Annotated in this window: 34 protein-coding genes; all 34 read right to left on the bottom strand. The window is 50.9% G+C overall.

Features of this window, described 5'->3' with window-relative positions:
• Positions 1–119: 119 nt before the first annotated feature.
• Complete coding sequence (locus EKN00_RS08685) at positions 120–332, bottom strand: helix-turn-helix domain-containing protein (protein ID WP_127849740.1); 213 nt, start codon at positions 330–332, stop codon at positions 120–122.
• Between the two features lie 238 nt (positions 333–570).
• A complete protein-coding gene (locus EKN00_RS08680) occupies positions 571–1,635 on the bottom strand; it encodes a GH25 family lysozyme (protein WP_127849739.1) in 1,065 nt (354 codons plus the stop codon).
• Complete coding sequence (locus tag EKN00_RS08675) at positions 1,635–1,949, bottom strand: phage holin (RefSeq protein ID WP_127849738.1); 315 nt, start codon at positions 1,947–1,949, stop codon at positions 1,635–1,637. The genes EKN00_RS08680 and EKN00_RS08675 overlap by 1 nt, the downstream gene beginning before the upstream one ends.
• Complete coding sequence (locus EKN00_RS08670) at positions 1,942–2,244, bottom strand: hypothetical protein (protein WP_127849737.1); 303 nt, start codon at positions 2,242–2,244, stop codon at positions 1,942–1,944. The genes EKN00_RS08675 and EKN00_RS08670 overlap by 8 nt, the downstream gene beginning before the upstream one ends.
• Positions 2,241–2,678, bottom strand: a complete 438-nt coding sequence (locus EKN00_RS08665; protein WP_127849736.1) for a hypothetical protein — start codon at positions 2,676–2,678, stop codon at positions 2,241–2,243. Before EKN00_RS08665 ends, EKN00_RS08670 begins: the two co-directional genes overlap by 4 nt.
• 436 nt (positions 2,679–3,114) lie before the next feature.
• On the bottom strand, positions 3,115–3,507 hold the full coding sequence (locus tag EKN00_RS08660) for a hypothetical protein (protein WP_127849735.1): 393 nt from the start codon (positions 3,505–3,507) through the stop codon (positions 3,115–3,117).
• A gap of 31 nt (positions 3,508–3,538) precedes the next feature.
• On the bottom strand, positions 3,539–3,934 hold the full coding sequence (locus tag EKN00_RS08655; RefSeq protein WP_127849734.1) for a hypothetical protein: 396 nt from the start codon (positions 3,932–3,934) through the stop codon (positions 3,539–3,541).
• 105 nt (positions 3,935–4,039) lie between these two features.
• The gene (locus tag EKN00_RS08650; RefSeq protein WP_127849733.1) at positions 4,040–4,390 is read right to left on the bottom strand and encodes a hypothetical protein; all 351 of its coding nucleotides are present in this window, start codon (positions 4,388–4,390) and stop codon (positions 4,040–4,042) included.
• Positions 4,391–4,400: 10 nt separating this feature from the next.
• Positions 4,401–6,719 carry a pyocin knob domain-containing protein gene (locus tag EKN00_RS08645; RefSeq protein WP_127849732.1) on the bottom strand — a complete coding sequence of 773 codons (2,319 nt, stop codon included), beginning with the start codon at positions 6,717–6,719 and terminating at the stop codon, positions 4,401–4,403.
• A gap of 1 nt (position 6,720) precedes the next feature.
• Positions 6,721–7,251 carry a putative phage tail protein gene (locus tag EKN00_RS08640; RefSeq protein WP_127849731.1) on the bottom strand — a complete coding sequence of 177 codons (531 nt, stop codon included), beginning with the start codon at positions 7,249–7,251 and terminating at the stop codon, positions 6,721–6,723.
• Complete coding sequence (locus EKN00_RS08635) at positions 7,229–8,386, bottom strand: baseplate J/gp47 family protein (protein ID WP_127849730.1); 1,158 nt, start codon at positions 8,384–8,386, stop codon at positions 7,229–7,231. Before EKN00_RS08635 ends, EKN00_RS08640 begins: the two co-directional genes overlap by 23 nt.
• On the bottom strand, positions 8,383–8,775 hold the full coding sequence (locus EKN00_RS08630) for a DUF2634 domain-containing protein (protein ID WP_127849729.1): 393 nt from the start codon (positions 8,773–8,775) through the stop codon (positions 8,383–8,385). Before EKN00_RS08630 ends, EKN00_RS08635 begins: the two co-directional genes overlap by 4 nt.
• A 2-nt stretch (positions 8,776–8,777) precedes the next feature.
• Complete coding sequence (locus EKN00_RS08625; RefSeq protein ID WP_164848085.1) at positions 8,778–9,083, bottom strand: DUF2577 family protein; 306 nt, start codon at positions 9,081–9,083, stop codon at positions 8,778–8,780.
• Positions 9,083–10,069, bottom strand: coding sequence for an XkdQ/YqbQ family protein (locus EKN00_RS08620; RefSeq protein ID WP_127849727.1), 987 nt, complete (start codon positions 10,067–10,069; stop codon positions 9,083–9,085). Before EKN00_RS08620 ends, EKN00_RS08625 begins: the two co-directional genes overlap by 1 nt.
• Positions 10,066–10,764, bottom strand: coding sequence for a hypothetical protein (locus tag EKN00_RS08615; protein ID WP_127849726.1), 699 nt, complete (start codon positions 10,762–10,764; stop codon positions 10,066–10,068). Before EKN00_RS08615 ends, EKN00_RS08620 begins: the two co-directional genes overlap by 4 nt.
• A 16-nt stretch (positions 10,765–10,780) precedes the next feature.
• A complete protein-coding gene (locus EKN00_RS08610; RefSeq protein WP_127849725.1) occupies positions 10,781–13,606 on the bottom strand; it encodes a tape measure protein in 2,826 nt (941 codons plus the stop codon).
• Between the two features lie 252 nt (positions 13,607–13,858).
• Positions 13,859–14,269 (bottom strand): phage tail assembly chaperone, encoded by a 411-nt coding sequence (locus EKN00_RS08605; RefSeq protein WP_127849724.1) that lies wholly within the window; start codon positions 14,267–14,269, stop codon positions 13,859–13,861.
• A 19-nt stretch (positions 14,270–14,288) separates the two neighbouring features.
• Positions 14,289–14,771, bottom strand: coding sequence for a phage tail tube protein (locus tag EKN00_RS08600; protein WP_127849723.1), 483 nt, complete (start codon positions 14,769–14,771; stop codon positions 14,289–14,291).
• Positions 14,772–14,784: 13 nt separating this feature from the next.
• A complete protein-coding gene (locus tag EKN00_RS08595) occupies positions 14,785–16,227 on the bottom strand; it encodes a phage tail sheath subtilisin-like domain-containing protein (protein ID WP_127849722.1) in 1,443 nt (480 codons plus the stop codon).
• The gene (locus EKN00_RS08590; RefSeq protein WP_127849721.1) at positions 16,228–16,413 is read right to left on the bottom strand and encodes a YqzN/YkzM domain-containing protein; all 186 of its coding nucleotides are present in this window, start codon (positions 16,411–16,413) and stop codon (positions 16,228–16,230) included.
• Entirely contained in the window at positions 16,379–16,837 is a 459-nt protein-coding gene (locus tag EKN00_RS08585; RefSeq protein ID WP_127849720.1) for a phage tail terminator family protein, read from the bottom strand. The genes EKN00_RS08590 and EKN00_RS08585 overlap by 35 nt, the downstream gene beginning before the upstream one ends.
• Positions 16,838–16,839: 2 nt before the next feature.
• Positions 16,840–17,283, bottom strand: a complete 444-nt coding sequence (locus EKN00_RS08580) for an HK97 gp10 family phage protein (RefSeq protein ID WP_127849719.1) — start codon at positions 17,281–17,283, stop codon at positions 16,840–16,842.
• A gap of 4 nt (positions 17,284–17,287) precedes the next feature.
• The gene (locus EKN00_RS08575) at positions 17,288–17,671 is read right to left on the bottom strand and encodes a hypothetical protein (protein WP_127849718.1); all 384 of its coding nucleotides are present in this window, start codon (positions 17,669–17,671) and stop codon (positions 17,288–17,290) included.
• Entirely contained in the window at positions 17,665–18,060 is a 396-nt protein-coding gene (locus EKN00_RS08570; RefSeq protein WP_127849717.1) for a head-tail connector protein, read from the bottom strand. Before EKN00_RS08570 ends, EKN00_RS08575 begins: the two co-directional genes overlap by 7 nt.
• 13 nt (positions 18,061–18,073) lie before the next feature.
• Positions 18,074–18,862, bottom strand: a complete 789-nt coding sequence (locus EKN00_RS10995; protein WP_241559483.1) for an Ig-like domain-containing protein — start codon at positions 18,860–18,862, stop codon at positions 18,074–18,076.
• Positions 18,863–18,943: 81 nt separating this feature from the next.
• Positions 18,944–19,912, bottom strand: a complete 969-nt coding sequence (locus tag EKN00_RS08560) for a capsid protein (RefSeq protein ID WP_127849716.1) — start codon at positions 19,910–19,912, stop codon at positions 18,944–18,946.
• A gap of 14 nt (positions 19,913–19,926) precedes the next feature.
• A complete protein-coding gene (locus EKN00_RS08555; protein WP_164848084.1) occupies positions 19,927–20,496 on the bottom strand; it encodes a phage scaffolding protein in 570 nt (189 codons plus the stop codon).
• Between the two features lie 273 nt (positions 20,497–20,769).
• Positions 20,770–21,129, bottom strand: a complete 360-nt coding sequence (locus EKN00_RS08550) for a hypothetical protein (protein ID WP_127849714.1) — start codon at positions 21,127–21,129, stop codon at positions 20,770–20,772.
• Between the two features lie 80 nt (positions 21,130–21,209).
• Positions 21,210–21,551, bottom strand: a complete 342-nt coding sequence (locus EKN00_RS08545) for a YjcQ family protein (protein ID WP_127849713.1) — start codon at positions 21,549–21,551, stop codon at positions 21,210–21,212.
• A 14-nt stretch (positions 21,552–21,565) separates the two neighbouring features.
• The gene (locus EKN00_RS08540; protein WP_127849712.1) at positions 21,566–21,799 is read right to left on the bottom strand and encodes a hypothetical protein; all 234 of its coding nucleotides are present in this window, start codon (positions 21,797–21,799) and stop codon (positions 21,566–21,568) included.
• Positions 21,800–21,809: 10 nt separating this feature from the next.
• The gene (locus EKN00_RS08535; protein ID WP_127849711.1) at positions 21,810–23,291 is read right to left on the bottom strand and encodes a minor capsid protein; all 1,482 of its coding nucleotides are present in this window, start codon (positions 23,289–23,291) and stop codon (positions 21,810–21,812) included.
• On the bottom strand, positions 23,284–24,798 hold the full coding sequence (locus EKN00_RS08530) for a phage portal protein (protein WP_127849710.1): 1,515 nt from the start codon (positions 24,796–24,798) through the stop codon (positions 23,284–23,286). Before EKN00_RS08530 ends, EKN00_RS08535 begins: the two co-directional genes overlap by 8 nt.
• Positions 24,789–26,036 (bottom strand): PBSX family phage terminase large subunit, encoded by a 1,248-nt coding sequence (locus EKN00_RS08525; protein ID WP_127849709.1) that lies wholly within the window; start codon positions 26,034–26,036, stop codon positions 24,789–24,791. Before EKN00_RS08525 ends, EKN00_RS08530 begins: the two co-directional genes overlap by 10 nt.
• On the bottom strand, positions 26,026–26,547 hold the full coding sequence (locus EKN00_RS08520; RefSeq protein ID WP_127849708.1) for a terminase small subunit: 522 nt from the start codon (positions 26,545–26,547) through the stop codon (positions 26,026–26,028). Before EKN00_RS08520 ends, EKN00_RS08525 begins: the two co-directional genes overlap by 11 nt.
• Positions 26,548–26,821 lie beyond the last annotated feature (274 nt).

Below are 26,821 nucleotides of genomic sequence, written 5' to 3'. Positions count from 1 at the left end.
AAGTTGAACTTCTAACTAATACAATAGGTAGAGACCCGTCACGACTGCGTTTATGGAATTGTTCGCACACCGTGACACATCTATGACACATAAGCTCTCTTAATAGCTCGCTAGGCGGGCTATTTTTTTCGTGGGTCTGGGTCACCGGTAGCGGCTTCCATTCCTTCAGTAGTCACAACCAGCTGGCGGCCAAACAAGCGCCAACTACCCGCAGGCCATTTGTCCGGCGTCTGGCGCAAGCTCGTTCTCACGTACGTTGGGTTCTTCCCCCAAATTTCTGCCGCTTCAGTCGCCGCCATCAAATCGGGATCGTTTAAATTAATTTTTACCATTACGTTCACCCCTAATCCAAAACACAACAGTAACGATTAACGCAAACGCGCACACGTCCGCAACATTCTTGAATACTTCGGACCAATTAACTACGTACTTTTATCTATTATAATAACTCTCCTAGGCGCTGCCGTCAGCTCCTAGGGGAGCTTTTTTTTCATTTTTACATACAAAAAAGCCCCACTCTCCGGAGAGGGTGAGGCTTAATTTAATGAGTTTTTACCAGGTTGTAATGAGCTAAAAGAGCTTGGCAGCCGTCCTAGGTCCAAAGATGCCATCAGCGGACAACCCATGTGCACGCTGGAATTTAGCAACCGCCGCACGGCAACCACTGCCGTATACCCCGTCAAAGCCGTCTGGGTCGTACCCCTTACAGATGAGGGCACCTTGCACAATGCGCGTGATGTTGCCTCGAGCTCCCTGCTTGACTACGATGCTGGCTTTTTGTGTTTTAGCTCCCCAGAGGCCATCAAGCGACAAGTGCGAGCCCGTCTGCTTATTGAGCTCGCGCTGGTATGCCTTCAGCAGTGCGCGGTCAGTCTTCGGACCATCGAAGCCGTCGACTGTGAGGCCGGCGCCATACGTACTGTTTAACCAGGTCTGCACTGACTTCACTTTGGCTGAACCACTCGGCTTCTTCGGCTTGGCCACTGGCTTCTTTGCTGCTGTCTTGCCCGCCTCAGTGCTCTTCCCGCCCGCTAGCTTCTGCCAGTCGCTCCGGTTACCGTAAAAGACGTCCAGGTCGAGGTTGCCGCCACCGTTTGGTAGCTTACCCGTGCTGGTATACTGAAACATTGCCATCTTGCCAAAGTGCTTGAGGGACCCAAGCAGAGGCCGCGGAGCGTAGCTGTAAACCGTGTTGTAGTTATTGTACTGAGCAATCCATGCGGGGTAGCCTGCCTTCGCAATCGCGGACAGGTCGCGCGTGTTTTCCCAGCTCCGCGACAAGTAGATGACCGGAGCCACACCCGTGGCCTTCTTAATGTAATCCAGAAACTCTTTAGCACCGGTTACACCTGGGGCGGACTTGTCCTCGTAGTCCAGTACCAAAATAGCCTCTCCGATATAGGCTTTGGCCACTGCCAGAAAGTGCTTGGCTTCAGCAGTTGGACTATTACCACGCATGTAGTGGTAAGCGCCGATAAGCTTGCCCGCCTTCTTCGCAGCAGCGATGTTAACTGCAAACCTTGGGTCAGTGTACGTCACGCCTTCAGTAGCCTTGACAATGACAAAGTCAGCTGACACTTTAGCCACATCAGTCGAATTGTGATGGCTGATGTCGATGCCGTTTAGTTGTGCCATTACTTGGCCTCCTTAGGCTTGGTATAACCTAGTGCTTCCTTGCTGTCGCTTGCGCCGGCAGTAGTCGGGTCTACAGCCCACACATAAAAATTAACCGCGGCAGTCATTAGTACATACGGGTTACCAATAGCTTTCAGCAGTGTGTCTCCCAGCACACTCCAAGAGGTGATGTCTGCGGAAGTAATCCCATAGTAGCCCAATACTGGCACAATCACAGCCACAAACAGCCGGCCGATGTTCTTTGGATCAGTGAAGCGTACCTTCCAGTTAATGGACGGCAGCGCCTTTGCAATAGTGCTCCATACTTCATTCATCGATTTCTATTCCTTTCCGTTCAAGCAGCCGCTTTAGCTGGTCGATTTGACCAGTTAGAGAACTGACTTGATTCTGCAACTGCTGGTTTTGCAGCTGAACATCAGTGAGCTGGCGTGATAGGCCATTACGCTCTTTGTTCAACTGCTTAATTTGCTCGATTAGTTCTGGCAACTCCTTAGCGTAGATACCCTCAGTGCCAGCGTTTGCTGACTTGACTGTGGCTCTACCACTGGCGAGAGCTACCGCAAACGAGGTGGCGCCACCAATCAGTGCGCTAATAATTGCTACGTTCACTTTTTGGTGCCTCCTCGTCTGTGTTGTGTGGGATCGTCATAGCGTAGCAGCGTGATGATACGCAGCATAATCACGCCGTAAAAAACTGTAGCTAGGCCAATAACCGGCGGCCTTGGGTCGTTCAAATCGCGCATAATCATCAGGGTAAAGTAAAAGCCCCACAGGAATGCCATGCAGTAAGCTGTTTCACGATTATAGTCGGGTACCACGTCGAAGACATTGTTAATAATCATGAACATGCCAAGCACTATCCAGACCAGGGCCGGCCACCAGTCATCCATAAAGCCGAAGGACATTTTCCACGGTGAGATGCCATGAATTGACCCAGGAACTGCAATAAAATAGACGCCCACCAGGAACGTCTCAAATCCGATAAATATCCAGCTATGATTTCGCTGCAGTTTGTAGAAAAACAAACGCATCAGGTTTCGCAAGCCTCTCACCTCCTTCACTGCGTGTCCATTTTACCTAGCCTACTTCTCTTTCCATGCCTGCCAATTGCCGTCGTTACAATTCCGCGTGTACATCCGATTACCGTCATCTAGCCAAATCTGGGTGCAGCTGGTGCCGGACCGTGAAAATACAATCAACAGCCCATAGTTATGTGTTGTATCCGTTCCGCCCGGCGCACCATCAGTAATCACGTACCATCCGGTGCTAGTGAGGTCGTTGTATCCCTGGGTCTTAGTCTTCTGGACTAGAAAAGACGCGAAGTTTGGCAGCGACGGCGTTATTTTCTTTCCTTGGAAGTATGCTCCCATAACTAACACACCAGCTTTCTATCACTGGCGCGGTGGTTATTTATAGCAAAATTACCCCCCCCGATAATTTCGGGGGAATACGTTATTTTATCCATTTTGAATCTCCTTATTAATCAATGGCCCAGGTCCCGCCGAGCGTCAACCATACTCCAGACTGAGCAGTCGCATTAGTGCCGCCCACCGCATAGCGAGACATGCCGAGCACACTACCTGTAGTAACACCCAAAAGCCAAGTTGCATTGCCCGAGCCATGCTGCATCATGTACTGGCCACCGCTCAAAGCAAACGGGAGCTTAGTAAAGATAGGTATAGCATCACTGCTGTAGGCAATATCTTTAGTTGTTTTTAGTGACCCAATCAGCTGAACCTCTTTGCGCGACTTGTTCAAGCGGAACTTTACGAATGAATCAGTTGTGAATCCTGACGCCAAATATGACTGGACATCGACCCAGTCACCGACCAAATCACCCGCAACTTTTTTACCTTGAAAATAGGCACCCATCTAAGCCACCCCCTTTGAGGTGGCTGATAAATCAGGCCAAAGCGAACGCTGCCCCACCAAGAGCAAGCCATTCGCCTGCCGCTGCTGTAGTCCAGCCAGACTTCCCTGGCGATGTGTGGCGGTTGAACGTGACTGTAGTGCCACTGGCGTTAGCAACCCATAGATTGCCCGTGCTCCCTGGCTGAGTAGAGTACTGATTTGTTTGCAGGCTGAACGGCAAGCCCGAAAGGATTGCGACTTCTGTTTCCCCGGCTTTGTCAGTGCCCGGCGTGACAATGCCGGCAAAGTAGACAATGCCGCCCCGAATCTTGTAGCGGAGGTAGCTACCTGAGTACACCTTGAACCCGTTAACCAGATACTTGCTTGCATCAATCCAGCCAGTATCAACGACGCCAGACACTTTTTTGCCACTAAAATAGGCGCCCATTTAGAGCACCCCACTTTCGGCAGAAACGCTGTTATATAGGGGGTTAAGTGCCCCCCCCCCGAATTTTTTCAGACAGTTTCAATTTCATGTTATTTATCCTCCTAGTTAGTTGATGAAGTAGTGGATTTCGTTCAACCAAACGCCCTTTTCGTATGTGCTGGCATAAATTAGCTGTAGCGTGCCATCAGTCTCAAGGTAGACATTAGCATTCTGCCCAGGTGTCGTAGAAAGTTGCGAGCAATTAAAGCCAAACTCATCAACTGGCTTATACGGTAATGTGGCAATTGTGCCAGGAGCAGTCATATTAATGGCTCCTTTAAGCTGTACTTCATTGCCAATTTTACGCATCATCGGAACTAGGATGGTGTGCTGCGTTACAGCACTTGTAAGTGTGATTTTTTGCCAGCCACTGTCATAGTCGCCGGCCACTTTTTTACCTTGCGTGTAAGCTCCCATAAGTTACCTCCTAAGATTCTGGGTACCAGTAGATTCGAGTTGGATCTGCGGCGCTCTTTGTTTTCGCATCTGCCTCGCTAGTGCACATCACAAACAGACTTATATCTGCCGTGCCATCAAAAGGCACACCGCTAATCTTACGGGCAGTCGCCAGCTTAGTGGCAGCTCCTGCGTTAGTCGCGTTAGTCGCACTCGTTGCTGATGTTGCACTATCGGCCTTCGTTGCATGGGCCGCGTTGGTTGCATTGGCAGCAGTCGTCGCTGATGTTGCGCTATCCGCTTTAGTGGCATGGTCTGCATTGGCAGCTGAAGATGCCTTACCATTCAACGTACCCGAAAATGTCGGTGCCGTGACTGTCCCAGGGAATTTGGTATTATTTGAAGAATCCAACAGAGTCGCCTCAGAGACCACCGCATTGTTGGTACCCCGTTTTCGGGCGTAAATAGTGGTATTAGCGTTATCAATTGCGCCCAGCTCAACATATCCGGCATCAGCACCAGTGTTGCCAACTGCGAGGTAACCACCATCCGTGGCAGAACTCTGCTGGATAAGCACTGTACGCTGGCCAACTGTATCGTTGCCTGCTATCGTAATCGGTTTAGAAAAAGTTAGCGTACCAGTCAGTGTTTTCGAGTCACCTGTATGCAAGATGCTGGAATCATTCGATGGCATTGCTGTGATGGTAACATCGCCTGTACCATCGAACGATACTCCATTAATTTTGCGAGCAGTTACTAACTTGGTAGCTGAGACTGCATTACCAGACTTAGCAAGATAACCATTGGCAACGTCGGACGTCTTCGCATACGGTGCTAGGTCAGACGTCAATGCAACTCGATTCCACCCGCCCCAGGTAGGGGGCCCAAAATACCCACGCACATAAATATCACCGATGTTGTAAAAAGTCTGCGTTACGTTTGTTATGCCACTAGTAGTAGAAAATGGGTCCTGGCCTGTTACAACTAACATGCCGTAATGTTTGCCAGAATTTGCTATTGGCCCGTTCGTAAGAGGAATTGAGTTAGCGCCGTAGTATCCATGTTGAGTAATCTTATTTAGGTCCTCACCGCTTGTCAGGTTTCTAACATACGGCATGACATCTGTTTTGCGTGGTGCACCGGCATCCACAATATTGATATCGGCCGTCCCGTCAAACGCCACACCGTTTACTTTTCGAGCCGTTGCCAGCTTTGTTGCAGTAGCAGCGTTACCAGTTGTCGTGGTGGCTTCACCAGCCTTAGCTGCATTGTCAGCAGTCGTCGCCTTGGTGGCCGAATCTGCACTTGTGGCATGGTCCGCATTAGTGGCCGAGTCAATCTTCCCTTTAATGGTGCTAGAGAATGTCTTAACCCCGGCCACAGTCTGGTCCCCAGTTAGGTGCACCGCAGAAGCATCGGTGATGGTCACATCCTTGCTACCATCCACGTCAACACCGTTAATCTTAATTGCCTTGGTCCACTTGGTCGCAGTGTCGGCCAGTGTCGCCTTAGCCGCATGCAGAGCCTCGGTGATGGTTCCTGTGACTTGCTTGGCAAAGGTAGCCAACCCGGCCCAAACGTTATCTTTGGATAGGTGGCCTAGGTCAGCATCGTTTGACGGGAACGCGTTGACAGTAAAGTCCTTACTTAAGTCCGTGGCCACGCCGTTAACTTTGATGCTGTGGTCCAATTTGCCTGCAGCATCCGCATTATCTGCGTGCTGCACCCTACCGATGATGGTTTTCGAGAAGGTCTTAACACCATCAACCGTCTCATCACCGTCTGTGTGCACCACGGTACCGCCAGCGACCGTTTTAACTGTCTCCGCTGTAATCTTCTGATGCAGAGCTTCAAGAGCCACCTGGTCCAAACCACCTGTATTATCACCATCAAGCTTGATAGACAGGTTGGCCACATCCCCAATAGCAGTAGTTAGTCGGAACGTTTGGCTTGATCCATTGTCATCAGGTGCCATAAATTGCGGGTCTTCCAGCGTGGTAATGCTGTATAAAATCTCTGCGCCGTCCTTGCTGCCATCAGTTGGGCAAGCATACAGGCCAAGTGTGTACATGTTAAATTCTTTGGTCGTCTTCGATTCATCAAAAACGACGTCAATTACAATCGAATCGGTCGACATCGTCCCATCTGACCGCGTGACAACCTCAGCTTTACCAATGGTCGTTTCTTGGGCGATATTTGTGAGCACGGTGGTTGCAGCCAATTCTTCTTTGGTCTTAGCAGACCAGTTATCAGTTGAAGCAGCACCACGTGTAAATTTGATTTGAGTTTGGCCTGATTGCACTTGTGCCATGAGGGCAAGTGCGGCGGCCGTAAAATATGATTTGGGCATCTTACACCTCCGTTGTGATACTCAAAACGCCTCTGTGCGGGCCAAGAGCAATGGCAACGTACAAAGGCGCTGCATCAGGATTAACCCGATGCGTATATATAAGATTAACCGGCAGATACCGGTTAAGTAGAACTTCCAGGCGCTGACTACTACCGCGGTCAGTAACACTAGCAGATACATCCGCTTGAAACTTATCGCCATCGACGTCAAGTGTGGCGTTGATGTTGAGCAAGCGAAGCACCTCACGCAGATACGGCTCAGTGAGCGGCTGTGGGGGCAGAAGCTCCATCAGCACATTATACCGTCGAGTTTCCAAATCCTCATTTTCCACGCCCGTAATGCCCAATAAGTCTTCAAAGACAGACAGCCCGTCCTCGTCCGCAATTGCGGCAAACTGATTAGTCTGGTACCGATTCATCAGCTCGCTCAGGGCGTCCATGGTCGGCTGCTCAACGGCTACTAGATGCTGCATCTCTACCACACCGTCATAGAAGTCCGGCAATAGTTCTTTAAGCGGTAGCAGCTGCGTCATTGATAGTCACCTCCCCAAGCTCGGCTAGCTGTGTCTCCTGACCAGTTAGCACCAGTTGCACATCTGCGTCTTTGCCCTCGAGTGTGAGTCCGGTCACGTTGATTACACCTGGCACCTTAAGTACAGCCGCAAAGACCTGAGAGCGATATACAGATTGGGCATAACTACGCGTCCCATTGTCCAGGTTGGCCCAGGCTTTGTGCACCGTAACGATGTAGTCAGCAATGGCCTGTTTAGCCGCATTAGCTGCCGTCGTGTAATCAGTCGTCTTATCAATCTCAATAGACAGGGACATATTAATTGTGCGTGCAGTTGGTGCAACCACCGTGACGGTGTGCCCAATTGGGGCAAGTCCGTAGCCGTTGCCGGTTGCATCCTGGGGGTCAATTGCTTGCTGGACCTGAGTGACTAGGTCATCAGATGGTATGTCGTAATCGTTGTCTAAGATTACCAACTTAACCGTACCGCCCCCGTTCCAGGTCGGATAAACCTGAACAGCGCCAACAGTCTCAAGCCCAGCAATCATCGCCTGGTAATCAGCGATATTGCCACCGTATGCGACTGAGGTTGATTGTTTGAGGATACGCGCCCGATAATCGTCATCCGTCTCCGTGTCCCGTGCGGGCACCGTGATATCAGTGATGACCGCATTAGCGACGTCATCATTAGGTGTAACGGGTAGTATCTGGCCCAAATAGTGATTTGGCCCTTCACCTGCAGTCTCACAAGTAAGTTGAGCCTTGCCACCATCTAGGACCTGGCTGACCGTGTAGTAATATGGCTGCGTTTCGATTGTCGCAAACCGGTCACCGTTGTCGACTCCAATCGGCTGACCCGCAACATCGGTAAATACGGCCGTCACAACCGCATTAGTCGCAGCGTATCGGGTCAAGCCTTTCTCCTGCCCACGGTAGTCCAAAAACTCGTTGTCGGCCGTCTGTGTGTAACTCTCGAGCACAAACTGCTTAAACTGCGTCACCAGGTCAACAATTGTCACCGCGGCGGGTGCAACGGCATCATAGATGATTGAGCCTTCTCGCTTATCCACAGTGTCTGGCACTCGGGACAAAATTTGTTCGATTACACCATCACGCGTCCAGCTATCAAGCTGTGCTGCGTATTCTTCTGGCGTCAAGTCGCCACCTCCGTTTCTACCTGCAGGTCGCCAAAGATAGTGGTCACTGTTGCTGTGACTGCCAGCGTATCACCAGATACTGCCTCGATGTCGGTGACATCTACATCAGTCACACGGTCATCAGCTTCCAGTGCCTCCGTCAGCATACGAGTAACTTCAGTCTCTGCGTATGGCATGTCCTTGCCAATTAACTCGATTAGGTCATTGCCATACTGCTCGGTGTAAATGGGCCACACAAAACGCTCAGTCGACAGAATCTTGCCGATTGCTTGGCGCATTGCCTCTTGACCATCAACGTTCCCCCGTACATGACCACCAGCAATTCGGTAAGTGAGTGAGGGCTGCGTAACCTCCTGCAGGTCATCTGTTTCAGTTTCTTCATCAGCCATGTTCAATCACCCACCTTTTCAAATACATAGAATTTCTGGCCACCGTCCTCGCGAATCATGGCCACAGTGTCACCAATCTTGAGAGACTCATCAACCTCAGCATCCGCACCATTAATCTCGGTATGATACTTGGTCACGTGCCGCCCCAGCTCAATTAAGGGCCCCGTCAGCAGCACATTAGCCTGAATCTGAATTGTGACCGGGTTGACGTTAGTCACCATACCAGTCACAACATCCGCGTACTCCGATGCATGGCCACCTCGGCTGCGCATTTGCTTAATTAGCCAACTGCCAGATTTAACTGCCATTACCAGGTCACCTCCAGGTCTGTTGTCCAATTGGTCGGGTCGAAATTCTGTGTGCATTTGCGCACGGTACAAACAGGTTTTAGGCCCATTTCTACCAAACTCTTTACCTGCAGCATGAAGGCCACACCAAGCTGATAATCCATACTGCCAAGAACCGTGAGCTTCATCGTTTTGGCTTCCACGTTACTGGCCCTGAGCAGATGAGCCGCTTTGGTCTTCATCTGCGCCAGATTAGTATCGTCATCAGTGACCTTCTCAACCTTCTGAAGTTTCCCCCAGCGTGAAATAGTTGATCCTGATGCCGAGGCCGACGTAATTGCCGTCGCCGTAGCGGAACCATTCTTGTCCTGCTTCGTTTTGACAACCTTTACCACGTTGTAGGCATCATCGATGTCGCGGTCATACTCCCAACTGGTTATGCCAGTGCCATCGCCGACTAGATACTGCAGGGCCTTGGTCGGCGTTTGTACCAGCTCAACTGTGTCGTAGTTACACCTCAAGATAAATCGAGCTCCAGTGCCTGTTTGTGTTGCCTCAATATCTTCCTGAAGCATGTCGAAAAATGACACGCCGTCAGATAACTTGGATGGTAATTTATACTTGCTGGCGGTGACTACCTTGTACTTAATACCCACGGATTGACATGCCGTTACGAATCGCTGGGATAAGGTGCCAATTGGCCATACTCTTGTATCTTGATTCTTCAGATACCGCATAGGGTCGTATGCAGTTATTGAAAATACTTCGTCGGATGTGTACCCGGCCTTGAAAATGTAACCAAAAAAAGTCTTGCCGTTATCCCACCCGAACCGTACTTCATCACCGTTGCTGGGCCCAAAGCCCTCGTTTACCTCTAACAGGTCAAACGTGAGCGTGCCTGCCGCAAAATCGTCATCCGTATCAAGCTTGACGTTTGTCGCCAGGTCACGCACGTCCCAGCGGTCTGTAGATCCACGATGTCCAACAATAAATTGTGTGCAAGTCATTTGAGCTTCACACTCCCCGCTGTCACCCAACCACGCCAACCGCCAGACAAAGTAGTTACATGATATGGGCACTTGCGCCCAGGCTTATAGATGCTTACCTTGCGTGTGGCATTGTGCTCAGTCTTCCCGGGCCCGGCACCATATGAGTCACGGTGCAATGTACCATTAACAATCACAGTTGACCCCACACCTATCTTCTTGCTTGGCGCAGGCCGCGAGGTGCCCTTCTTAACCGTAGTTGGTTTAGTGATAACCACTTTTACCTTATGGGCCTGCACTTGCCTGTACTCCGTTAGTCCCAGCGTGTACTGATACTCAATCGAATTGCCTGACTTAAAGCCGTATTCAAAACTTGTTATTTGCATCGATAGCGAGATCTTAGTACCCGACAGCACGACACGTACTGGCTTCTTGGTCTTCTTGGCCGCCTGAATCCAGTCAATGTAGGCCTGGGCGTTCTTTAACAGTTTCTGCGCCGTTGTGTAATGTGCTGTCTTAGGTATTAGCGGCAGTACACCGTCAAAGCTAATTGTTTTGAGCTTTTCAAGCCCAATTCGGTTGATCTCGCCTAAGCCGAGCACTGTAACTGATTCCCCGTCCAACTCGCTCGGCACCGTGAAGTCGGACGGCGCAACTGGCAGCTCAATCGTATTGTTCGAACTGTTAGTGAGGTAAACCCCCATATGCGTCGCCATTACTATCCCTTCCTTTCTAACTAAGCCCGCCGGCATCTTGTGTCCGCAGGTAATCTTCTATCATCGCAACTAGTTCGGATGCAGACTTGTCCTTTGCGTCAATCACAATGGCACCTTTTTGAAAGTTTATTGTCTTCGTGTCGCTGCTGTTAGTAGTGGTGTTTGGCCGCGTTCCAGCCCCAGTCAGCCCGCTTGGTGCACTTGCTGGTACATCGCCGGTGACTAGGCCAGAACCCGTGTAATCACCTGCTACAGCCAAGTTAGTATTCGCCGGTAATGCGCCGAGCGCACTACTAATCAATCCGACAGCATTTGCTGCTCGTTGGAAGCCACTAGCAAGTAAATCACCAGGGTTGAGGCCCATTAGCATTGGCGCTGCCAACGTCGTACCATCAGCCGCAGCGGCCACATCAGACATGGTATTTGCTACCGCGTTGATGGATGACTCCGCGCGGTCTCTAATCCCGTTGTTGTAACCTTCCAAAGTCCAACGCCCGAACTTCTGGAACAGCCGTGACGGTGAACCAATTTTGAATAGGCCTTTGACCTTGCCAACAATGCCGCCGACTACACTTGAGACTGCCTTGACCGCACTCTTGGCCATGCCAGTGACCCCTTTGATGAGCCCCTTGATAAGGTCCTTCCCAACGTTCACCAGGCCAGACCCAAACTGCTTAGCGCCAGCAACAGCTGACCGAACCCCGTTTGAGACTGCCGACTTAACCCGAGTCATCGCACCGGTAATTGCCGTCACCATCATTGTGCCAGCAGTAATAAATGACCGAGCCACAGCCATGACCCCTGCACCGAGTACAACAAGGCCAGCGCCAGCAATCACAGCACCCGCACCGACCAACGCCAGCCCAGCCGCAACGATTACGAGCCCTGCACCAAGTACCACAGCACCAGCGCCGGCAACCATTGCGGCTACCGCCAGGGCCATGACCCCAGCAGCCAGAACCATTGCCGCGGCACCACCTACGAGGGCACCAGCACCGAACACAACAAGCGCTGGCCCCAGTGCCAGAAATGCAACAGCGGCTTGTAAGCCATACGTGGCAATTAGCGGCATTGTCGCCGCCAAAATCAGCATCCCAGTAGCCACTAGCATGATGGCCACGCCGACAACTGCTAGACCGGCGCCAAATATCAGCATTGCGGCCCCCGCAAGCATTAGCTGCGGTGCAAACACGGACGCCGCCACTGCCACAGCTGCAATTACTCCAACCAGCAACGTCAGAGCCCCAACAGCACCCCAGCCGCCGGAAGCAAGCTGTGTTGCTGCTTGGACCATAATCCACATACCAGCAGCAGCTAGGACAATTGCCCCGCCAATCATCAAAGCAGCGGCAGCAAACCGTAGCATGTTGCCGGCAGATGAGCCAGCTGCAGTACCAACGGCAGTTTCACCCGCAGCCGCCGGTACAGCCGCAGCACCCATACCTGAGAACGCACCGACGAGTCCTTGCACGGCACCAGCTACCTTTTCAGCTAACATGATGCCCTTAATTGCAATTACAATCCCAGCGAGTACGTCTCCGACAAACATGAGGACGTCTGGGTCCCACGAACCGATGAACTTAGCCACACCAGCAGCAAGCCCAATAAAAAGCTCACTTTTGATGCCGGCAAAGATACCGCTAATTGCCGAATATCCTTTGAGTGCGACAAACAAAGCAAGCACACCCTTGGCTGCCGATTTGATGGTATCTGGATCTAGACTGCTGACCCAGTTTGCAAAAGATGAAACCGCGTCTGCTGCCTTAGCTACACCATCACCAGCCTTTTCGCCAAGACTAGCCATCAGACCAAGCCCGGACTGACCTGGCTTAATGCCAGTCAGTGCTGTAATCACGTGCATAATAGCTTTTTTAATATTGCCCAGTGCTAAATTGACTTCAGGCATGGCCATAGTCTGCTTAAACGCATTGCCAAACGCTGCGAACTTCGCGAGCAACCCGTTGAGGTCAAACTTAGCAATTTTATCAGTCAAGCTGGACACCATGTTGATGCCCACTTGGCTGGTACTGTCAAAGGCGGATTGAAGTTTGTTGGTCAGAGTCTCCTTTAACCCGTCAACCGCCTGGCCAACAGTTTTAAACTTTGTGGCCATCGTCATAAACGCCGGTGATGTACCGACTTTATTGATGGCATTGAAGAAGTCTTGAGTCTTAATCTTGCCGGCTTGAATCTGCTTAATCATCTGCCCTGTCGACATGTTCATCTGTTTGGCCACCGCAGCCATCCCGGCTGGCGATTGCTGCAGCATAAGCTTAAAGTCTGCCCACTGGACAGCTGGTAATGCCGCCATCTGTGTGGCTTGCTGACTAAGTGTCTTCATCGCCTGCGCGGGGTCTTCAGATGCTGCAGCCAAACCGCCAAAGCCTTTAACCAGGTCACCCGTGTTCTTGGTACCCACAGCACGCAGTTGTGCGTATGTCGATGCCATTTCAGACGCAGAGTAAATGGTTTGCTGAGCGTATGACTGCATGTCTTTCTTGGCAGCCTTAATCTGGCCACTGCCTAAGCCCAGGTTCTCCATGTTGCCCTGGAACGTTTGCCAGGTAGCAGAGGCGGCGGACAAGTCGCCTATGAGGCCAGTAATCCCGTTACGAATTACGCCTAGTCCGGCAGTAATACCACTACCAATCAAGTTAGCCCCAACCATGCTTTTGAGTAGGCCGGTTGTCTTGCCAATCTGACCATTGAGACCGCCAAAGTTGCCGCCAACCTGGCCAAGCTTCTGCAACCCAGTCAGTGCACGATTAGTACCGCCATCCAACTTGTTAAGCGTTGCAGAGAATTTATCTTGGATTGCGATTGAGCTTGAAATTGTAGACACGGTTCCTCCTTCCTAGGTTGATTACAAAAAAAGCGAGCCGCGCCCGCTACCGTCCTTTACGGTGCACTGCGTGACTCGCCTTCCTGTCAGCTTCTTTCTGCTGACGTTGTTCCTCCTCAACCTGCAAGTCGATTCCGGCTATAACCATGGCTTTCTCGCGCCTAGTTAGTGCGGTCCATGTGCGTGGTGCCCATCCGAATTCGTTCATTGCCCGAAAGTAATAGGTAAACTCCGCACCATCGCCCGCCTTAACTAGTTTTTTACTTCTTCTGCGAGATCATCAACGTCTTCTGCATCAAATCCAGACAGCTCTTGGACCTTTTCGCCAAGGTCTGCGTATTCACCTGCCCGCAACATCCGCTTAAGCATCTTGACTGGTTGCCCACTGAGACCCCAGCTGGCTTGTAGCTTGCTGTTGTTAATGTCAGGTTCAACCACCGCCGCGGCAATCATCAAGTCACTAAACTTGTTGGTGTCCACTTCAGACGTCAGCATACCCTTTTGTTTAACCCGCTTGGTTGCCTGCTTACGTAGGTCACTAACCTCATCTTCAGTTAGTGAGCGGACCACGAAGGGACTCTTAAACCGGTCAAACTTGACCTCTGCAGTCTCTTCAGTGGCGCCCACGTTTTGCATAAGAAAGTCTTCAATCGATGTAGCCATAGTTATATCCTCCTAATTTTTAGAGCTGGTTAATGCCGCTCGTAAATGGCGTAACAAGCTGGAAGTCCTCAAACGTAAAGTCTGATTCCCAATCCATGGTGCCGTCATCCGAGTTGAAGTCGATGACTGGAATGTCATCCATGTTCACATCAGACAGAGAAACGGTCTGTGAGCCCAGGGAGCTCGTTGAGTCACTCACTGTCGCGCTGATGCTGAAGTAAAGATCGGCACCGCCCTTAAGGAAGTCAGAACCATATTTAAGCCAGTTGGAGTTAATCAGGTGGCCAGAAAGTGTACCGGTCCCCTTAACGCTCGTGGTTTTGTTCATGGTGATGCGCTTGCCAATGGCTTGCACTTCTTCTTTGTTCTTTTCGAGCTTGGCAGAACATTCTGTCAACTCAATCAGCGGAATGTTCTGCCCGTCAATGGTCGCAAACAGCACACCTTCTTTTGAGGAGATGATGTCGTGTGCATTGATGTAGGTCTGCGTTGCTTTATCCAAAATTCATCCCTCCTTAAATGGTTACTGTCATGTACAGCTTTTCCATGGCATCAATCGGCTGCACGCCAAGTGTGACAATCACCTGGTCAAGTTCGTCCCCAGGGTCGACAGTGATGTCGTCATTGTCAAATGCCTGGACAGCCCCAGAGTTAACCAGGGTGTTGATGTACTGGATGCGATTAGCCTTAAACAAGTCACGCCCGGTCGTATCGTTATTAATCTTGCCAATAAAACTCGATTCGAACGTGTCCTTGGTGTTCTGTGCTAGTTCATCGAGCACGCGCATGACCCGGTTCTTACTGAGGCTAGAAGACTTGTCACTTGTGAATGTGTGCAAACTGTTGATATCCTGCTCAATCACAACTGTGCCATCACGGCGGACGGTGAACATGAGCTTGCCGGCATTCAGGCCTGCAATGGTAGATTCATCATCATAGCGTGGAGTGACATCAATCGCATTCGGGTACTCTGCATAAGTGAGCGATTGGTTAACTGCCGCCGCGGCTTCCGCACCAGCGACCCAACCCGCTGCCTCACTAGCAGACAACACGGTGCCATCTTCAAGAGTTACCCCGTTAGCGACCACAATGAGCCCTTCATAGTCAGCATCAACGGTGGTCCCATCCGGAATCACAGCGGTAACCTTCTGGCCTTCATCGTCGCGTAATCGTTCAACTGTGGATGCAATCAGCGCATGAATGGTGGCTGTGGGCTCTTGGCCCGCTGCAACTACGGTGTTGAATTCCTGCACTTCCATAGACGCAATCAGTGAGTCTGTATCGATATCCGCTGAGGTATCAGTAGTCCCACCAGTTAGGGACTTCGTGCTGGCTGCATCAAATGCGTCTAGCAATGCTGCACCATCATCAATTGAACCATCAGCAGATACAGTCACATCAACATAGTCGTTACTGAGCAGCTGACTAGCAGCAGTAACCGTCTGACGGTCAACTGCAACGGTTCCAAAGTAGGTTGTCACAATAAACTGACCGTCTACACTGGCATCCTTGGCCACGCCCACCTGAATAGTGTTGCCACGTTCACCAGGGTATTTTGCAGTGAAGACCCAGGGCCATGCGTTCTCCGCCAATGCTGCCTTTTCACCAGTGTTGATATTGTAGAACAGGACCTTGCTTGCAGCCTTGATGGTCTCACGCAGACCGTGTAGCATTGCAATTTGTTTCTGATCAACACTGATTTCAGCGCCACCCTGAGTAGGGTTAACCGTGAGCCCTGGCAAGTCACTGGTAAGGTCAACCCCAAGCAACTTCTGGAAGTCACTTGCTGAGTTGAGCGTCACAATACCAGTGGCACCCCAGCCGAGATAATTTCCACCAACAAAAAACACGACCCCTCGAGTCGTGTCTGCTGAGGGCACCGCAGTAGTGGGTGCCTTAATGTTGATATAAGCGCCTGGGCGCTTCTTGTTTGTTTGTGTAAAAGTTCCGCCTGCCATTTAAAACATGCCTCCCTTAAATTTCTGAATGGCCAACTTTGCTTCGTCGGTCGTATACGTTTTATCTGAGCGCAGTGCCGCAGCAAGTACGTCACGTTCACGTCCAGTTAGATTGGACGCGCCAAGTAATTCGGCCTTGCTGTAACGTGGCTCAAGCTTTGGCATTGTTGCCTGTTCGTTCGCCATTAGCGATACCTCCTTGATAATCTAGTTTACCTTGTAGTGTTGGGTTGAGTACTGGAGCTGCATGAATCGTGACGTTAAAGGTTGCTTGCACGACTAGTTGCTCACGCTCCACGGTGACGTCTAGCTGTTCAATATGAGCAAGCGCATCACCCAGCATCGTAAGGCTATCAGCCATCTGTTCAGCCATGTTGTCCAGCTCGCTATAAGCATGTACACCGTCGTCGCTGTCATCAGGGAAGTAGTCCACCTCAAATGCATAAGTGCGCCACTGGTACTGCATACGACTGCGTGTACTACCCAGGCTAATCCGATGCACAAAAAAGCTCGGCGTCACAAAACCATCGGGCTGATTCTCACGGTAGACGGTCATGTTCGGCCAGTACTTGGCCAAGGTCTCGCAGACCTGCTGCGTAATGTCTTCCATAATCAATCCCCCTCAAAAATCTTAGCCGCGGCTTCCTCAACACCTTTTCTCATCACATTGACAGCATAAGGCATCGCGTAATCAGTTCCTTCTTGTAGCATATGCTGTCCAGGAACCCACTTGGCCTTTAACTGCTTACCCAGCTCGGGTACATAACGGCCAGGCTGTTGACGGTGGCCATCCTCAACAAACGATGCGTATTCAGCACTATTTGCAATCTTAATTACAAATTTACGGTGCTCATAACCCGCGCCAGTCAACCGCCATTTACCCCTTAGGAAACCGGTATCTACTGGAGTACGTGCGTCGACCTCACGCAAAATTATATCTCCGGCCTTCCTGACTGAAGTTTCAACATCATTCTTAAATCCGCCTGACGCTTCTACATGCACACGCTTAGCAAACTGCTCAAATTCTTTTGTGTCGACCTTTGCCCAGCCACTCATACTCTCACCCCTTTGCGCTCAATACCATCGCAACCTCCTGGTGTGAGACGTACCCAGCATATCCACGAGTAGCCCGCTTGTAGTGGGTCACTGATCCATCCGGTCCAGTAGCATCGATAGTACATCCAGTAGGTATGGTAATTCCGGTGTCAATCACCAGAACAGCATCATATTCGTCAGGTAAAAACTCAGCTTGCGTCTTGCTGGCAAGACTACCTTTGATTACCCGTGCTGGATAGTCAGTCACAATCGCAACTGGATCACCCACACCAGTAACTGCTCCAGTCTTGACCGGCTTGCGTGTTGAGATAGTTACCGTCACGTTATCGAGCAAATGCTTGACCTTAGCCAGACGTTTGCCAGCACGTGCAATACGAGAGCTCACCATTGGACCACCCGGAAGCTATTGAGCTTACCCTTGTAGTCCGTGGTGATAGTGCTGCCCGCTGCCAGTGTCTTATACGCATCAGTTGGTGACAGGAATGAAACCGACGTATCACCTTCAGACAGGCTGGTCACCGGTCCATCTTCGCCAGCTGACACCTCCTGTAGCAGGCCCATCTCGGTGATGGCGTTGAGCGTCATGGCCACAATAGTCGTGTCGAGCTCAGCGGGTAGGTCGGCAATCGCGATATGGCAATAGTTGGCCACATCGTCGATCGTCTTGTCGAGCGCAAACTCGGTAATGGCCTGGTACTCCTCAGCATCCTGGTCATCGGGCTTGGGCGACAGTTGCCGCACCTTGGCAAGCAATCCCGTCATGCGTGGATGTGCCATCTATGCCGCCTCCTTACGCTGCAGCTGCCACGGTAACCTTGCAGTCGCCGGTGAAGGTGCCGCTGGTTGCCGTGATGGTTGCTGTGCCGACCTTAACCGCTGTGATGGTGCCGTCAGCTGCGACTGTGGCAATGGTCTCATCGCTAGACTTGTAGGTCGTAGCAGCAACCACAGCGGCCGCGTCCTTGGCATCGGATGGATCTGCGGCGAGCGTTGGCTTCTTGGTGTCACCCACCTTGAGTGACATCGTAGCCTGCAGCTTAATCCCAGTTGCTGGCTTAGGCTGTGCTGCATCGTAGGCCGCCTTAGCTGGCGTGTATGCTGCAGTGTAAGCATCCTGGTAGTCCTTAGACTTGCTGCTGTTATCCACTGCCGCCTTCCCAGCGTCACCGTCAGCCTTACCCGCAGCGGTGCCATCAGCCTTGTCCTTGGCCGCTTGTTCAGCCGCAGCTTTATCAGCGGCAGCCTTCTGGTCAGCATCGTACTTAGCCTTGGCCTCAGCATACGCATCATTGTAGGCTGCCACGTATGCATCATCCTTGCCAGTCATGTCTGAAGCCTCTTTACCTGCAGCACCATCAGCCTGTCCGTCAGACGTTCCCTGTGCAGCGTAATCGGGCAGGGTTGTAAATCCAGGTACATCAACCTTGCTCCCAACCTGGCTACCATCAGTGAGCGCTGCCTGGTAATCTCCAGCGGCTACTGTTTGATTTGGCTGCAAGCCTGTGATGGCTACAGACGTATCATCACCGACGGCCAACGGGGTGTCAGACCCCTTTTTGTAAATTGCTAGTTTAGCCATTCTGATTCTCCTTTCTAACCTATTTGCCTACCGTAACGATGGCCCCATCCTGTGTAGGCTCCGCGTTAACGGAGGATAGGGCTAGGCTTCCCCCGATTCAGTACCAGAGTCTGGCGTAGTGGTGCCAGTATCTGGCGTGGTGGCCGCTGGCTTGTCCGCAATCACAAACTCAATCCCCTTGGTCTTGGTAGCAAGCAAGAGCACATCATCGTAGGACTGTTCGTAGTACAGGTAGTTCCCGGAGTTCTGAGCACTTGGCTGATCGAACCCGACAAAGCTGTACTTCTGAGGAGCAATCTGGACACCGTTGTAGATCATGAACATCTGAATCTGCTTGGCATCGTCAACTGGCTTGGAACCCACGGTGAAGTCGAACTTGGTCTGCATCAGGTCAGAAGGAACGACGTTGATGTTTACACTATCAAGACTGTAGACAGAGCGGGCAATGTTGCCGTTGCCTGCAAGCTGCAGCTGGCGGTTGAGCGCTTCTGCGCGCTTGAGCATGGAGTTGATGACAGGGGTGACGTACAGTTCACGACCGACCTGCGGAATGCGCTGCTCGTCCATGTTGACCATCATCTGGTCAAACGCGAGCAGAATGTTCTTCTCATCGAGCGTGTCGGTGCTGATACCACCATCATTAGCGGCCTGCTTAGCTGCAAACAGCTTGCTAAACATTTCGCGGTCCATTTCTGGCATCTTCTCGTCCAGGTTGAACTGCTTAGTGATGTTAGCGATGCTGATGACCATGTTGGATTCATCGACGTCGGACGGGTCAACCAAGGTGCTCCAGTAGCGTTCGTTGGTCAGCTCGTAGGTGTCCCAGTCGTTGGAGTAGTTCGGTACAATCTCAGTGATTGCGCGCCGTGTCCGGTCCTTACGACCTGCTTCAATGGTGAGCCGTGGAAGCTTGATGTGCTTTGCACCGTCAAACTTAATCAGGCTGTTAGATGGGCTGTTCCAGAGCTTAGCACTGAAAAGGTGCCCGTCGTAGAAGGCCTGCTGAATTGCTTGCTGATATGCTTCAGCGTAATTAATTGTTGCTGCCATTTTGGTACATCTCCTTATTTTTTATCGTCTGAGCCGGCAGCATCTGTACTTGCTGTCTTGCCCGTAAATGCGTCAATCATGGCTTGGGTAGGATCTGGGGTCCCAGGCTCACCACCAGCCGGCGTGTAGTTGGACTTGGTGCCTTCGTCAAACAGATATCCGTCGCTCTTGCGCAGTGCCTCAATCTGCTCGCTGAGGTCAGGCGCATTGCCCTCATCATCGAGCTTGAGCACATCCTTTGGGAGCAACGCCATAGCGGCCTTAGGGTTTCGTACCTTAGCAGCAGTCAGCTGGTTAGTAACGGCACTGTCCAGCTTGAAGCTAGTGAGCTTACCGTTTGCTTCATCCAACTGTTTGCTCAGGTCATCAGCCTGGCCGGCCTTCTTTTCGAGCGCCTTAATCTGTTTCTGGGCATCCTCCAGCTTGGCTGCTGTATCGGTACTGCCTGCAGTCTTGTCTGAAAGCTCTTGGCTGAGCTTGCTGTTAGCATCACGCAGTTTCTGAGTTGCCTGGCCATGTGCAGCCATCACCTTGTCAATCTGTTCGTCTGTGAGTCCGAGACCCTTTAATTCTTCACGGTTCATGATTAAGTCCTTTCTCCCTAACGCAATTTTTAACGTGGGGCGACCACGGCCGGGTACAAAAAATAGACCTTTTAACGCCATGTCCAGGGCGAAATTATTAGAGTGCCAAGTACCGCTTTGCTAGGCAAAAGTGCCAACGCAGTAGGTCGATTTGTAGCCATGCGACCGCCTTGTGCTGACCGTCTTCCTCATACTTCGTGATGTAGTGATGCAACATGCTTACACCTCCTCTTGGGTAAAATAAAACACCCACCGTATGGCGAGTGTACTGTTTTATTCAAGCGAGCGATTATGTGGTACGTCAAAATGGCTTTTACAATTTGGACACATAGACTGAACTCCGTGCACCCTTAATGTAGAGGTTGTCAGATGAATAAGCTTCTTTTCTGACTCCCAACAACTAGTGCAAAACGGTCCTTCCAAAGTCTCCTTGTTGTAATAGGCACCCCCTTGAAAAACAACTTTGTGTGCTAAGTCCTGTTCGCTTTGCATGTCAGCCAACTGTTGCTTCAAATCCTGATTCTCAGTAAACAGTTCAAGCATCTTCTGTTGCAAATCCAGCAAATCATTTGTTAATTCCAGGTTACGAGTTTTCTTTACGTGCTCGCTGATGTCCTTAAATAATGTACTCAAATCACTGTACCCCACAATCATCACCTCGGCAGTATCATACCGCATGAGGTTAAAAGAAAACACCCACCAACTGGCGAGTGCTACATTCCTGGCATAAGGGATTTGATATCCTCAAGCGCGTTCTTTACACGCTCCATCATGCTATTACTAAACAGATACTCAATTCCCTTTGTAGTGATTTTAACGTTATGGTATTTAATCCCAGACGTTTCTCCAATGCTGATTGTCGGTTTTACTTTGTACACCCCAGTAATATATCCGTCATCAGACATATTCTGAACAATAAAATTCCAATACTGCTCATTCAGTGCCAAAAACAAATTGCCAAAATCTTCATCAGTGACCGGTTGACCTGTTTTTAGGGCATCATACAGTACCCGGAGAATTTTATACATTACAACAAAATAATCATCTTTGGCCATGCAATCATCTCTCTTTAAATGTCATTTCCAACAGTGACAGAGACTACATCTTCAAGCCAGACATCATCTTCCGGCTCTGAAGCCATAAACAAAATACCGTTGTCCTGATCATCCTCATTCTCAATATCCTCAACGTGAACAGTTCTAGTTTTACCGTTCTTCAGCTTGAACTGAACGCGGCGGTCATAAAACTTCTCGTTCAACTCTCCGTAACTCATCGATTTTGGAATGAATGTTTCAGTTTTCATTTTATGCCTCCTAGGGTAAGTAATCTGGACGTGAAGGTGTAATGTGCGAACCTTTGCCTTTACGGTAAGAAATACGGCCTTGATACGTTGGCCACCGGTTGCCATCTATATCAACAAAATAGCCAATCGGTTGATCATGTGTGAAGCGAATTTGGTTTCTTGTATCCTGCTGTCCAGTTCGACCATATTTTGCAATGATTGAATCAACTTCACTTGGTGATAATGTGACCTCACTCGGTGGCCGCTTTTTGGCCTTCGCATAATTAGCATATTCAGGAGAACCCTTTACATGCTTATTATACTGCTCCGGATTAATCTCATTCCACTCATATTGCTTACCAAGCTTTGGTTTCATTCGTTGCGCATGGTTTTCAACCCTAATGGTATCTGCATGTTGCTTAGCCTCGGACATAATTTTTGCTTTTTGTTCTGCTTCCGATTCACGACGCTCTTCAGCAAGAGTCCTATGGAGTGAAGCCTCATGTTGACGAGCCCATTCTTTATAACTCATGCCGTCAACCAACTGTCTCTTTCCGGTTTCCGGATCTCTGCTCCAGCGTTTACCGATTGGCGGGTAATCCGAGTCCCAGGCCGCCGTTGTGCACCGACAGTATGGATGAATGGGCGGATAATTGCCCCCAGGAACGCGGTCCGATAACCTGAAGTGCCTCATATCAAGGTGGCCGCATGTCTCACACGTCCTGCTTTCGAGGGTGGCCATGTACTCGTACCACTCAACACCACTGTCGTCGTAGCTTTGATATGTCGCTTCTTCCGTAATGTGGGCCATCTCAGTCTGAATCAGTCGATGCAGGTCTTGCTCAGCAAACTGCCGGTTAGCGTTTGCCACTGCTTTAGCGACCTTACGTGGATTTTCACCAAGAATAACGCCGTGTAGAACCGACTTCATCAGCATCTCAGGTAGCTGCTTTTGCACATTACCCCATAGGCGCTGGCTAAAGTCAGACCCTTGCCATGGCTTGGCCAGTGCCATCTTGGCGGCTGTTTCGTCAAAGTTACCCCAGTTGGTAATAACTCCAGAAACAGCTTCATTAAGGTACATAGCTTGTGAATATGTCCGCTGATATTGGTTCTGCAGAGCTGAACGCATCGAATCAGTAATACCTGGTAGAGCCGGCGTAAGTGTACTCAATATCTGGGCCTGCAACTCCTGCAGTCTGGCCACCTGCTGCTTGATGTAAATGAGGTCAAGTTCGTCATCGTAGCCACCCAGTTTAGCTTTACGAATGAACTCATCAAGAGTCATCTCCCAGGTCTGACCATGAGCATTCCGGAGCACACTGGCAGCTGTTTCAGCATCGATGTGTGCCGTCCTGGCGTACCGCTTATACCACTTTTCAATGATGGACCCAATGTAATCGTTAATGTCTCGCATTTGCGTGGCTAGCTGCCGTTCATATTCAGCAGACGAGCGCTCGCTGACTGCCTTCAGCTGTAGATACCGGCCTTGCCAGTAATCCTTGCTATTCATCGCCTACGCCGTCCTGAGACTTATCTGGGGATTTACCCCCGTTGTCATCTACAGTGGCCCCAGGCTCATTCTTCGAGCCTGGTTGGTCGGTTGTGAAAGGAGCAAACGGGTCAGGGTGCTCAGCCTTGGTCTTAGCAGCTTCGTCAGCCTCTTTCTTCTGCCGCTTGAGTTCTGCCTGCCAGTCCTCGACCAGTGGGTTGTTCTTGGCCACGGACTCCTTGCTGGTGTACTCAGCCAATTTGGCCACGATGTCGGCCTGTTCTGTGTCGTTGCTGATGAGGCTGCGGGTCCAGGTCTGAGCAATCTTGCGGTTGTCAGCATCGGGCACCTTAGCCCATCGCATTATCATGCGGACTAACCGTGCAATCGCCTGACGGAACCACACCTCTGTGGTCGAAGCCTTGAGCTCCAACTGCCCGTACAATAGCTTAATGGCCACACCGGACAAGCTGGTGCCCGTGCTCAACTGCTTTGGGTTAACACCTTCACCATACACAAAGATGTTGTCAAACGTGAGGTCCAGTAGCTTCTGCCGAGCCTCGACCGGAATGTCGATGGTTAGCGTGCTGACCCCTGATTTATCCTGGGGATCAATGCTGTCAATCTTGATGGCCTTATCCTTCTGCAACTGGTCCATGAACTCATGGAGCTCTTGGCCACCGTAATTGGTGAGTACCAGGATGACCTGCTGCACGTCAGCCAGGTCATTAGCAAAACCGTTGTATACCTGGTCATATACATCAATCAGGCCCTTGTACTTGGGCAGGTCTGGCTTCTCACGTTTGCCGTTGCGGAAGGGAATGAATGGAACTTCGCCCAGACCATGCTCGAGGACAGACGTCGGGTCGCCAGTTTCCTGACCAGTAGAAACGTCATACAGCGTGAACCGCTTGAGCTCGCGCAGGTCTTCATAGTTGGGTCTGTCAGTACGGTAAGCAGTGACGGTCTTGTCGTCCCAGTACTCGATGCAAGTGAACTGCTTGCCCGTCTTAGGGTCAATCTGGGCGTACCTGCGGCAAATACCCAGTAGAGTGCGATCCGTGTCCCCCGCATAGAGTGGCAGAATTTGCTCAGGCGGGATTGCTGCGTACCGGAGCTTACTTGTGTCCTGGTCAATCCAAAGGTGTAGCCAGCCAATGCCGGCATTCGAGGCGTCCACACAGAGCTCCTGCAGCGTGGCCGCAAAGTCATCCCCGAGCACCTCCTGGACCGTGTCGTTGGTGGCCTTGTCGCCCACGTCGATAGACGGTGGCGTGCTTGTCAGGTAGTCAGCCTTCTGGTCCACGAGAATCTGGTGGAAGTTGCTGCTGACCCGATAGTCCGCCCGGCGCAGTGCACCCTTGGACTTATCAGCGCCGTTGTTATTAATCTTGGACTCTCCGTCATTCCGGAGAGTAATGTCATTTTGATTGCTGTAATAGCGTTCGCTGCGCTTGGCCCGCTCCACAAATTGCAGTTGGGTCGTCGCTGTATTACGCAGCAGTTGCTTTAGGCTACCTATTTCCAATTCTTAGCACCTCGTCTCATATCGTTTTGCAGGCTATATCTGATTGCGTCAATTGTATGGTCGTTGCCGTCAGGATAGCCGGCCTTGAAGCCCCCGGTGGCGTCCCTGGCGAGTTCATAGCTGCCGAACTCACGGGCAGCGTTAGGGCAACGTACGGGGTCAATGATGATGGCACGCAAGTCCTGCAGCCACTTCATGCCGTGCTCACGGCTGCCTGGTCCTTTACGCGCGCCAAAGAGATTGAGACCCGCGTCATGGAACTCATACACTGTCCGTGGCTCGGCTGAATCGGCGAAGATGACGTCATTATCGGGGTTGTGTGCCTTGATGGCCTGAATCGCGTTAGCATTGCTCATACCCACCTTGTAAATCTCGCCGTAGATGTAAAGACGGCGGTACGTTGGGTCATAATTGGCCATTACGTAGGCCAGCGGGTCATGTGCAAAACCAAAGTCCAACCCACGGCGCGTGTGGTCAAAGGCGGCCACCTCGTCGTCGCTAAGCTCGCGCAGCGTGAGATTGGTAAAGACCTCGGCCCCGGTACCCGTAACCTCACCCAGGTACTCATGTGCGTACGCTGTGGGGTTGTCACGCTTGAGCTGCTCAGCCTCAGCAAGGAATCCTAGGCCCAACCACTTCTTTGGTACTGTCAGATAGTTTGACGAATGAACCAACGTATCATGCCGTAACTTAGCTTGCTCAGCAGCCTGGTTTGTCCAGTTGTTCTGGCTCGCCGGTGGATTGTAACTGTAGAACGTAATCACGTTCGAACCGCCACGATTCAAGGACTGGTTGACGTTACGAATCTCGGCTAGGCCTGAGAACTCATCTGTTTCTTCGTAGTGGATATATTTGGCATAGCCAACACGGAACTTCTGAGACTTAATCTTCTTAGGCTTATCAACGCCTTTAAAGCGAATTTGCTGCCCTGTTGGTGTGTATGTCAGCACCATTGGGCTAACTGAGGCGTGCCAGTAATCATCCACACCCAGCTCGTCAATAGCCCAGAGGTATTGATCAAACACAGAATCACGTAGCGTGCCAGCAACCTTCCGCAAGATAACCGCATTGGCCTTTGGATTGTTCACCATGCCGAAGACCACCATCAGTGAGATGAAGCTGGACTTTGTGGAACCACGGCCGCCCCGCAACCAATAGGAGCTATGCCGCTCCTCGACAATGTCCCAAGCCAGGTCGTGGAAGGCCGGTGCGATTCGCTGAACTACACTAATCTCCATTCTTGTCACCCCCTGGTCTTGGTACATCAAAGTTAATAACGACCTTACCATCATGGTCGGGGTCAGCCTTCACGTCGTTAGCATGTGCTTCCGCAATATCAGCGTCAGCATTTAGCTTCCTGAGCTGAGCCTTGAGCACCTCGTCATCGGCAGGGTAACGCTTGAGCAGCTCTTTACCTGCTGTCATGCGGTCCTTGATGGTCGGAGGGTTGTCCTCAATGGTCACAACCCCCTTGGGAGTGCCAACGTTCACCGTCTCCGTCGCATCTCCACGCAGCACCGACGTCAGGAACTGCAGCACTTCATCAGCCCTAGCAATCTTGTGAGATTCCAGTTCAGCAGTACGCTCATTAATTGCATTTTTAATGTCAGGTTTTGTCAGGTTTTCGGACCCGACTGAACGTGCGGTTCGCTTGCTATATCCCGCGTCCAGTGCGGCCTGAGTGGCGTTTCCGCACTCAATATAAGCAGCAACAAACTTGTCCTGCTTTGCTGTTAATTTATGTCTCATTACATATCACCACACCTCCGATTTGGCATAAAAAAAGCCACCATCTCTGGTAGCAAGTTACCACTCACATACGTTTGTGGTTATGTATAGCCCCTTACTCAGGGGAATTATCCGAGCAGCCTTGGGATGTGGCTGCAATGACGTGCATCAGTTTGGTCCGAATGCACGCCAGAAAAAAATAGATTGGAGGACTGCTAAGGTTTTGTACCAAATTTCTTACAGTACTAATTATGACCCTTGACACGTGCGACTACTACCCGATTTTGTTGCAACT

Source organism: Lacticaseibacillus hulanensis, from assembly GCF_004010095.1.
In the GTDB taxonomy this organism is placed as follows: domain Bacteria; phylum Bacillota; class Bacilli; order Lactobacillales; family Lactobacillaceae; genus Lacticaseibacillus; species Lacticaseibacillus hulanensis.
The sequence above is the reverse complement of the archived record's forward strand: the minus strand, read 5'-3'. Positions and strand labels throughout refer to the sequence as shown.

Coding starts and splice junctions, on each gene's coding strand:
- EKN00_RS08685 (WP_127849740.1), bottom strand. CDS start 332: ATGGTAAAAATTAATTTAAACGATCCCGATTTGATGGCGGCGACTGAA.
- EKN00_RS08680 (WP_127849739.1), bottom strand. CDS start 1,635: ATGGCACAACTAAACGGCATCGACATCAGCCATCACAATTCGACTGAT.
- EKN00_RS08675 (WP_127849738.1), bottom strand. CDS start 1,949: ATGAATGAAGTATGGAGCACTATTGCAAAGGCGCTGCCGTCCATTAAC.
- EKN00_RS08660 (WP_127849735.1), bottom strand. CDS start 3,507: ATGGGTGCCTATTTTCAAGGTAAAAAAGTTGCGGGTGATTTGGTCGGT.
- EKN00_RS08655 (WP_127849734.1), bottom strand. CDS start 3,934: ATGGGCGCCTATTTTAGTGGCAAAAAAGTGTCTGGCGTCGTTGATACT.
- EKN00_RS08650 (WP_127849733.1), bottom strand. CDS start 4,390: ATGGGAGCTTACACGCAAGGTAAAAAAGTGGCCGGCGACTATGACAGT.
- EKN00_RS08645 (WP_127849732.1), bottom strand. CDS start 6,719: ATGCCCAAATCATATTTTACGGCCGCCGCACTTGCCCTCATGGCACAA.
- EKN00_RS08640 (WP_127849731.1), bottom strand. CDS start 7,251: ATGACGCAGCTGCTACCGCTTAAAGAACTATTGCCGGACTTCTATGAC.
- EKN00_RS08630 (WP_127849729.1), bottom strand. CDS start 8,775: ATGGCTGATGAAGAAACTGAAACAGATGACCTGCAGGAGGTTACGCAG.
- EKN00_RS08625 (WP_164848085.1), bottom strand. CDS start 9,083: ATGGCAGTTAAATCTGGCAGTTGGCTAATTAAGCAAATGCGCAGCCGA.
- EKN00_RS08620 (WP_127849727.1), bottom strand. CDS start 10,069: ATGACTTGCACACAATTTATTGTTGGACATCGTGGATCTACAGACCGC.
- EKN00_RS08615 (WP_127849726.1), bottom strand. CDS start 10,764: ATGGCGACGCATATGGGGGTTTACCTCACTAACAGTTCGAACAATACG.
- EKN00_RS08605 (WP_127849724.1), bottom strand. CDS start 14,269: ATGGCTACATCGATTGAAGACTTTCTTATGCAAAACGTGGGCGCCACT.
- EKN00_RS08595 (WP_127849722.1), bottom strand. CDS start 16,227: ATGGCAGGCGGAACTTTTACACAAACAAACAAGAAGCGCCCAGGCGCT.
- EKN00_RS08590 (WP_127849721.1), bottom strand. CDS start 16,413: ATGGCGAACGAACAGGCAACAATGCCAAAGCTTGAGCCACGTTACAGC.
- EKN00_RS08585 (WP_127849720.1), bottom strand. CDS start 16,837: ATGGAAGACATTACGCAGCAGGTCTGCGAGACCTTGGCCAAGTACTGG.
- EKN00_RS08580 (WP_127849719.1), bottom strand. CDS start 17,283: ATGAGTGGCTGGGCAAAGGTCGACACAAAAGAATTTGAGCAGTTTGCT.
- EKN00_RS08575 (WP_127849718.1), bottom strand. CDS start 17,671: ATGGTGAGCTCTCGTATTGCACGTGCTGGCAAACGTCTGGCTAAGGTC.
- EKN00_RS08570 (WP_127849717.1), bottom strand. CDS start 18,060: ATGGCACATCCACGCATGACGGGATTGCTTGCCAAGGTGCGGCAACTG.
- EKN00_RS10995 (WP_241559483.1), bottom strand. CDS start 18,862: ATGGCTAAACTAGCAATTTACAAAAAGGGGTCTGACACCCCGTTGGCC.
- EKN00_RS08560 (WP_127849716.1), bottom strand. CDS start 19,912: ATGGCAGCAACAATTAATTACGCTGAAGCATATCAGCAAGCAATTCAG.
- EKN00_RS08555 (WP_164848084.1), bottom strand. CDS start 20,496: ATGAACCGTGAAGAATTAAAGGGTCTCGGACTCACAGACGAACAGATT.
- EKN00_RS08545 (WP_127849713.1), bottom strand. CDS start 21,551: ATGGCCAAAGATGATTATTTTGTTGTAATGTATAAAATTCTCCGGGTA.
- EKN00_RS08540 (WP_127849712.1), bottom strand. CDS start 21,799: ATGAAAACTGAAACATTCATTCCAAAATCGATGAGTTACGGAGAGTTG.
- EKN00_RS08535 (WP_127849711.1), bottom strand. CDS start 23,291: ATGAATAGCAAGGATTACTGGCAAGGCCGGTATCTACAGCTGAAGGCA.
- EKN00_RS08525 (WP_127849709.1), bottom strand. CDS start 26,036: ATGGAGATTAGTGTAGTTCAGCGAATCGCACCGGCCTTCCACGACCTG.
- EKN00_RS08520 (WP_127849708.1), bottom strand. CDS start 26,547: ATGAGACATAAATTAACAGCAAAGCAGGACAAGTTTGTTGCTGCTTAT.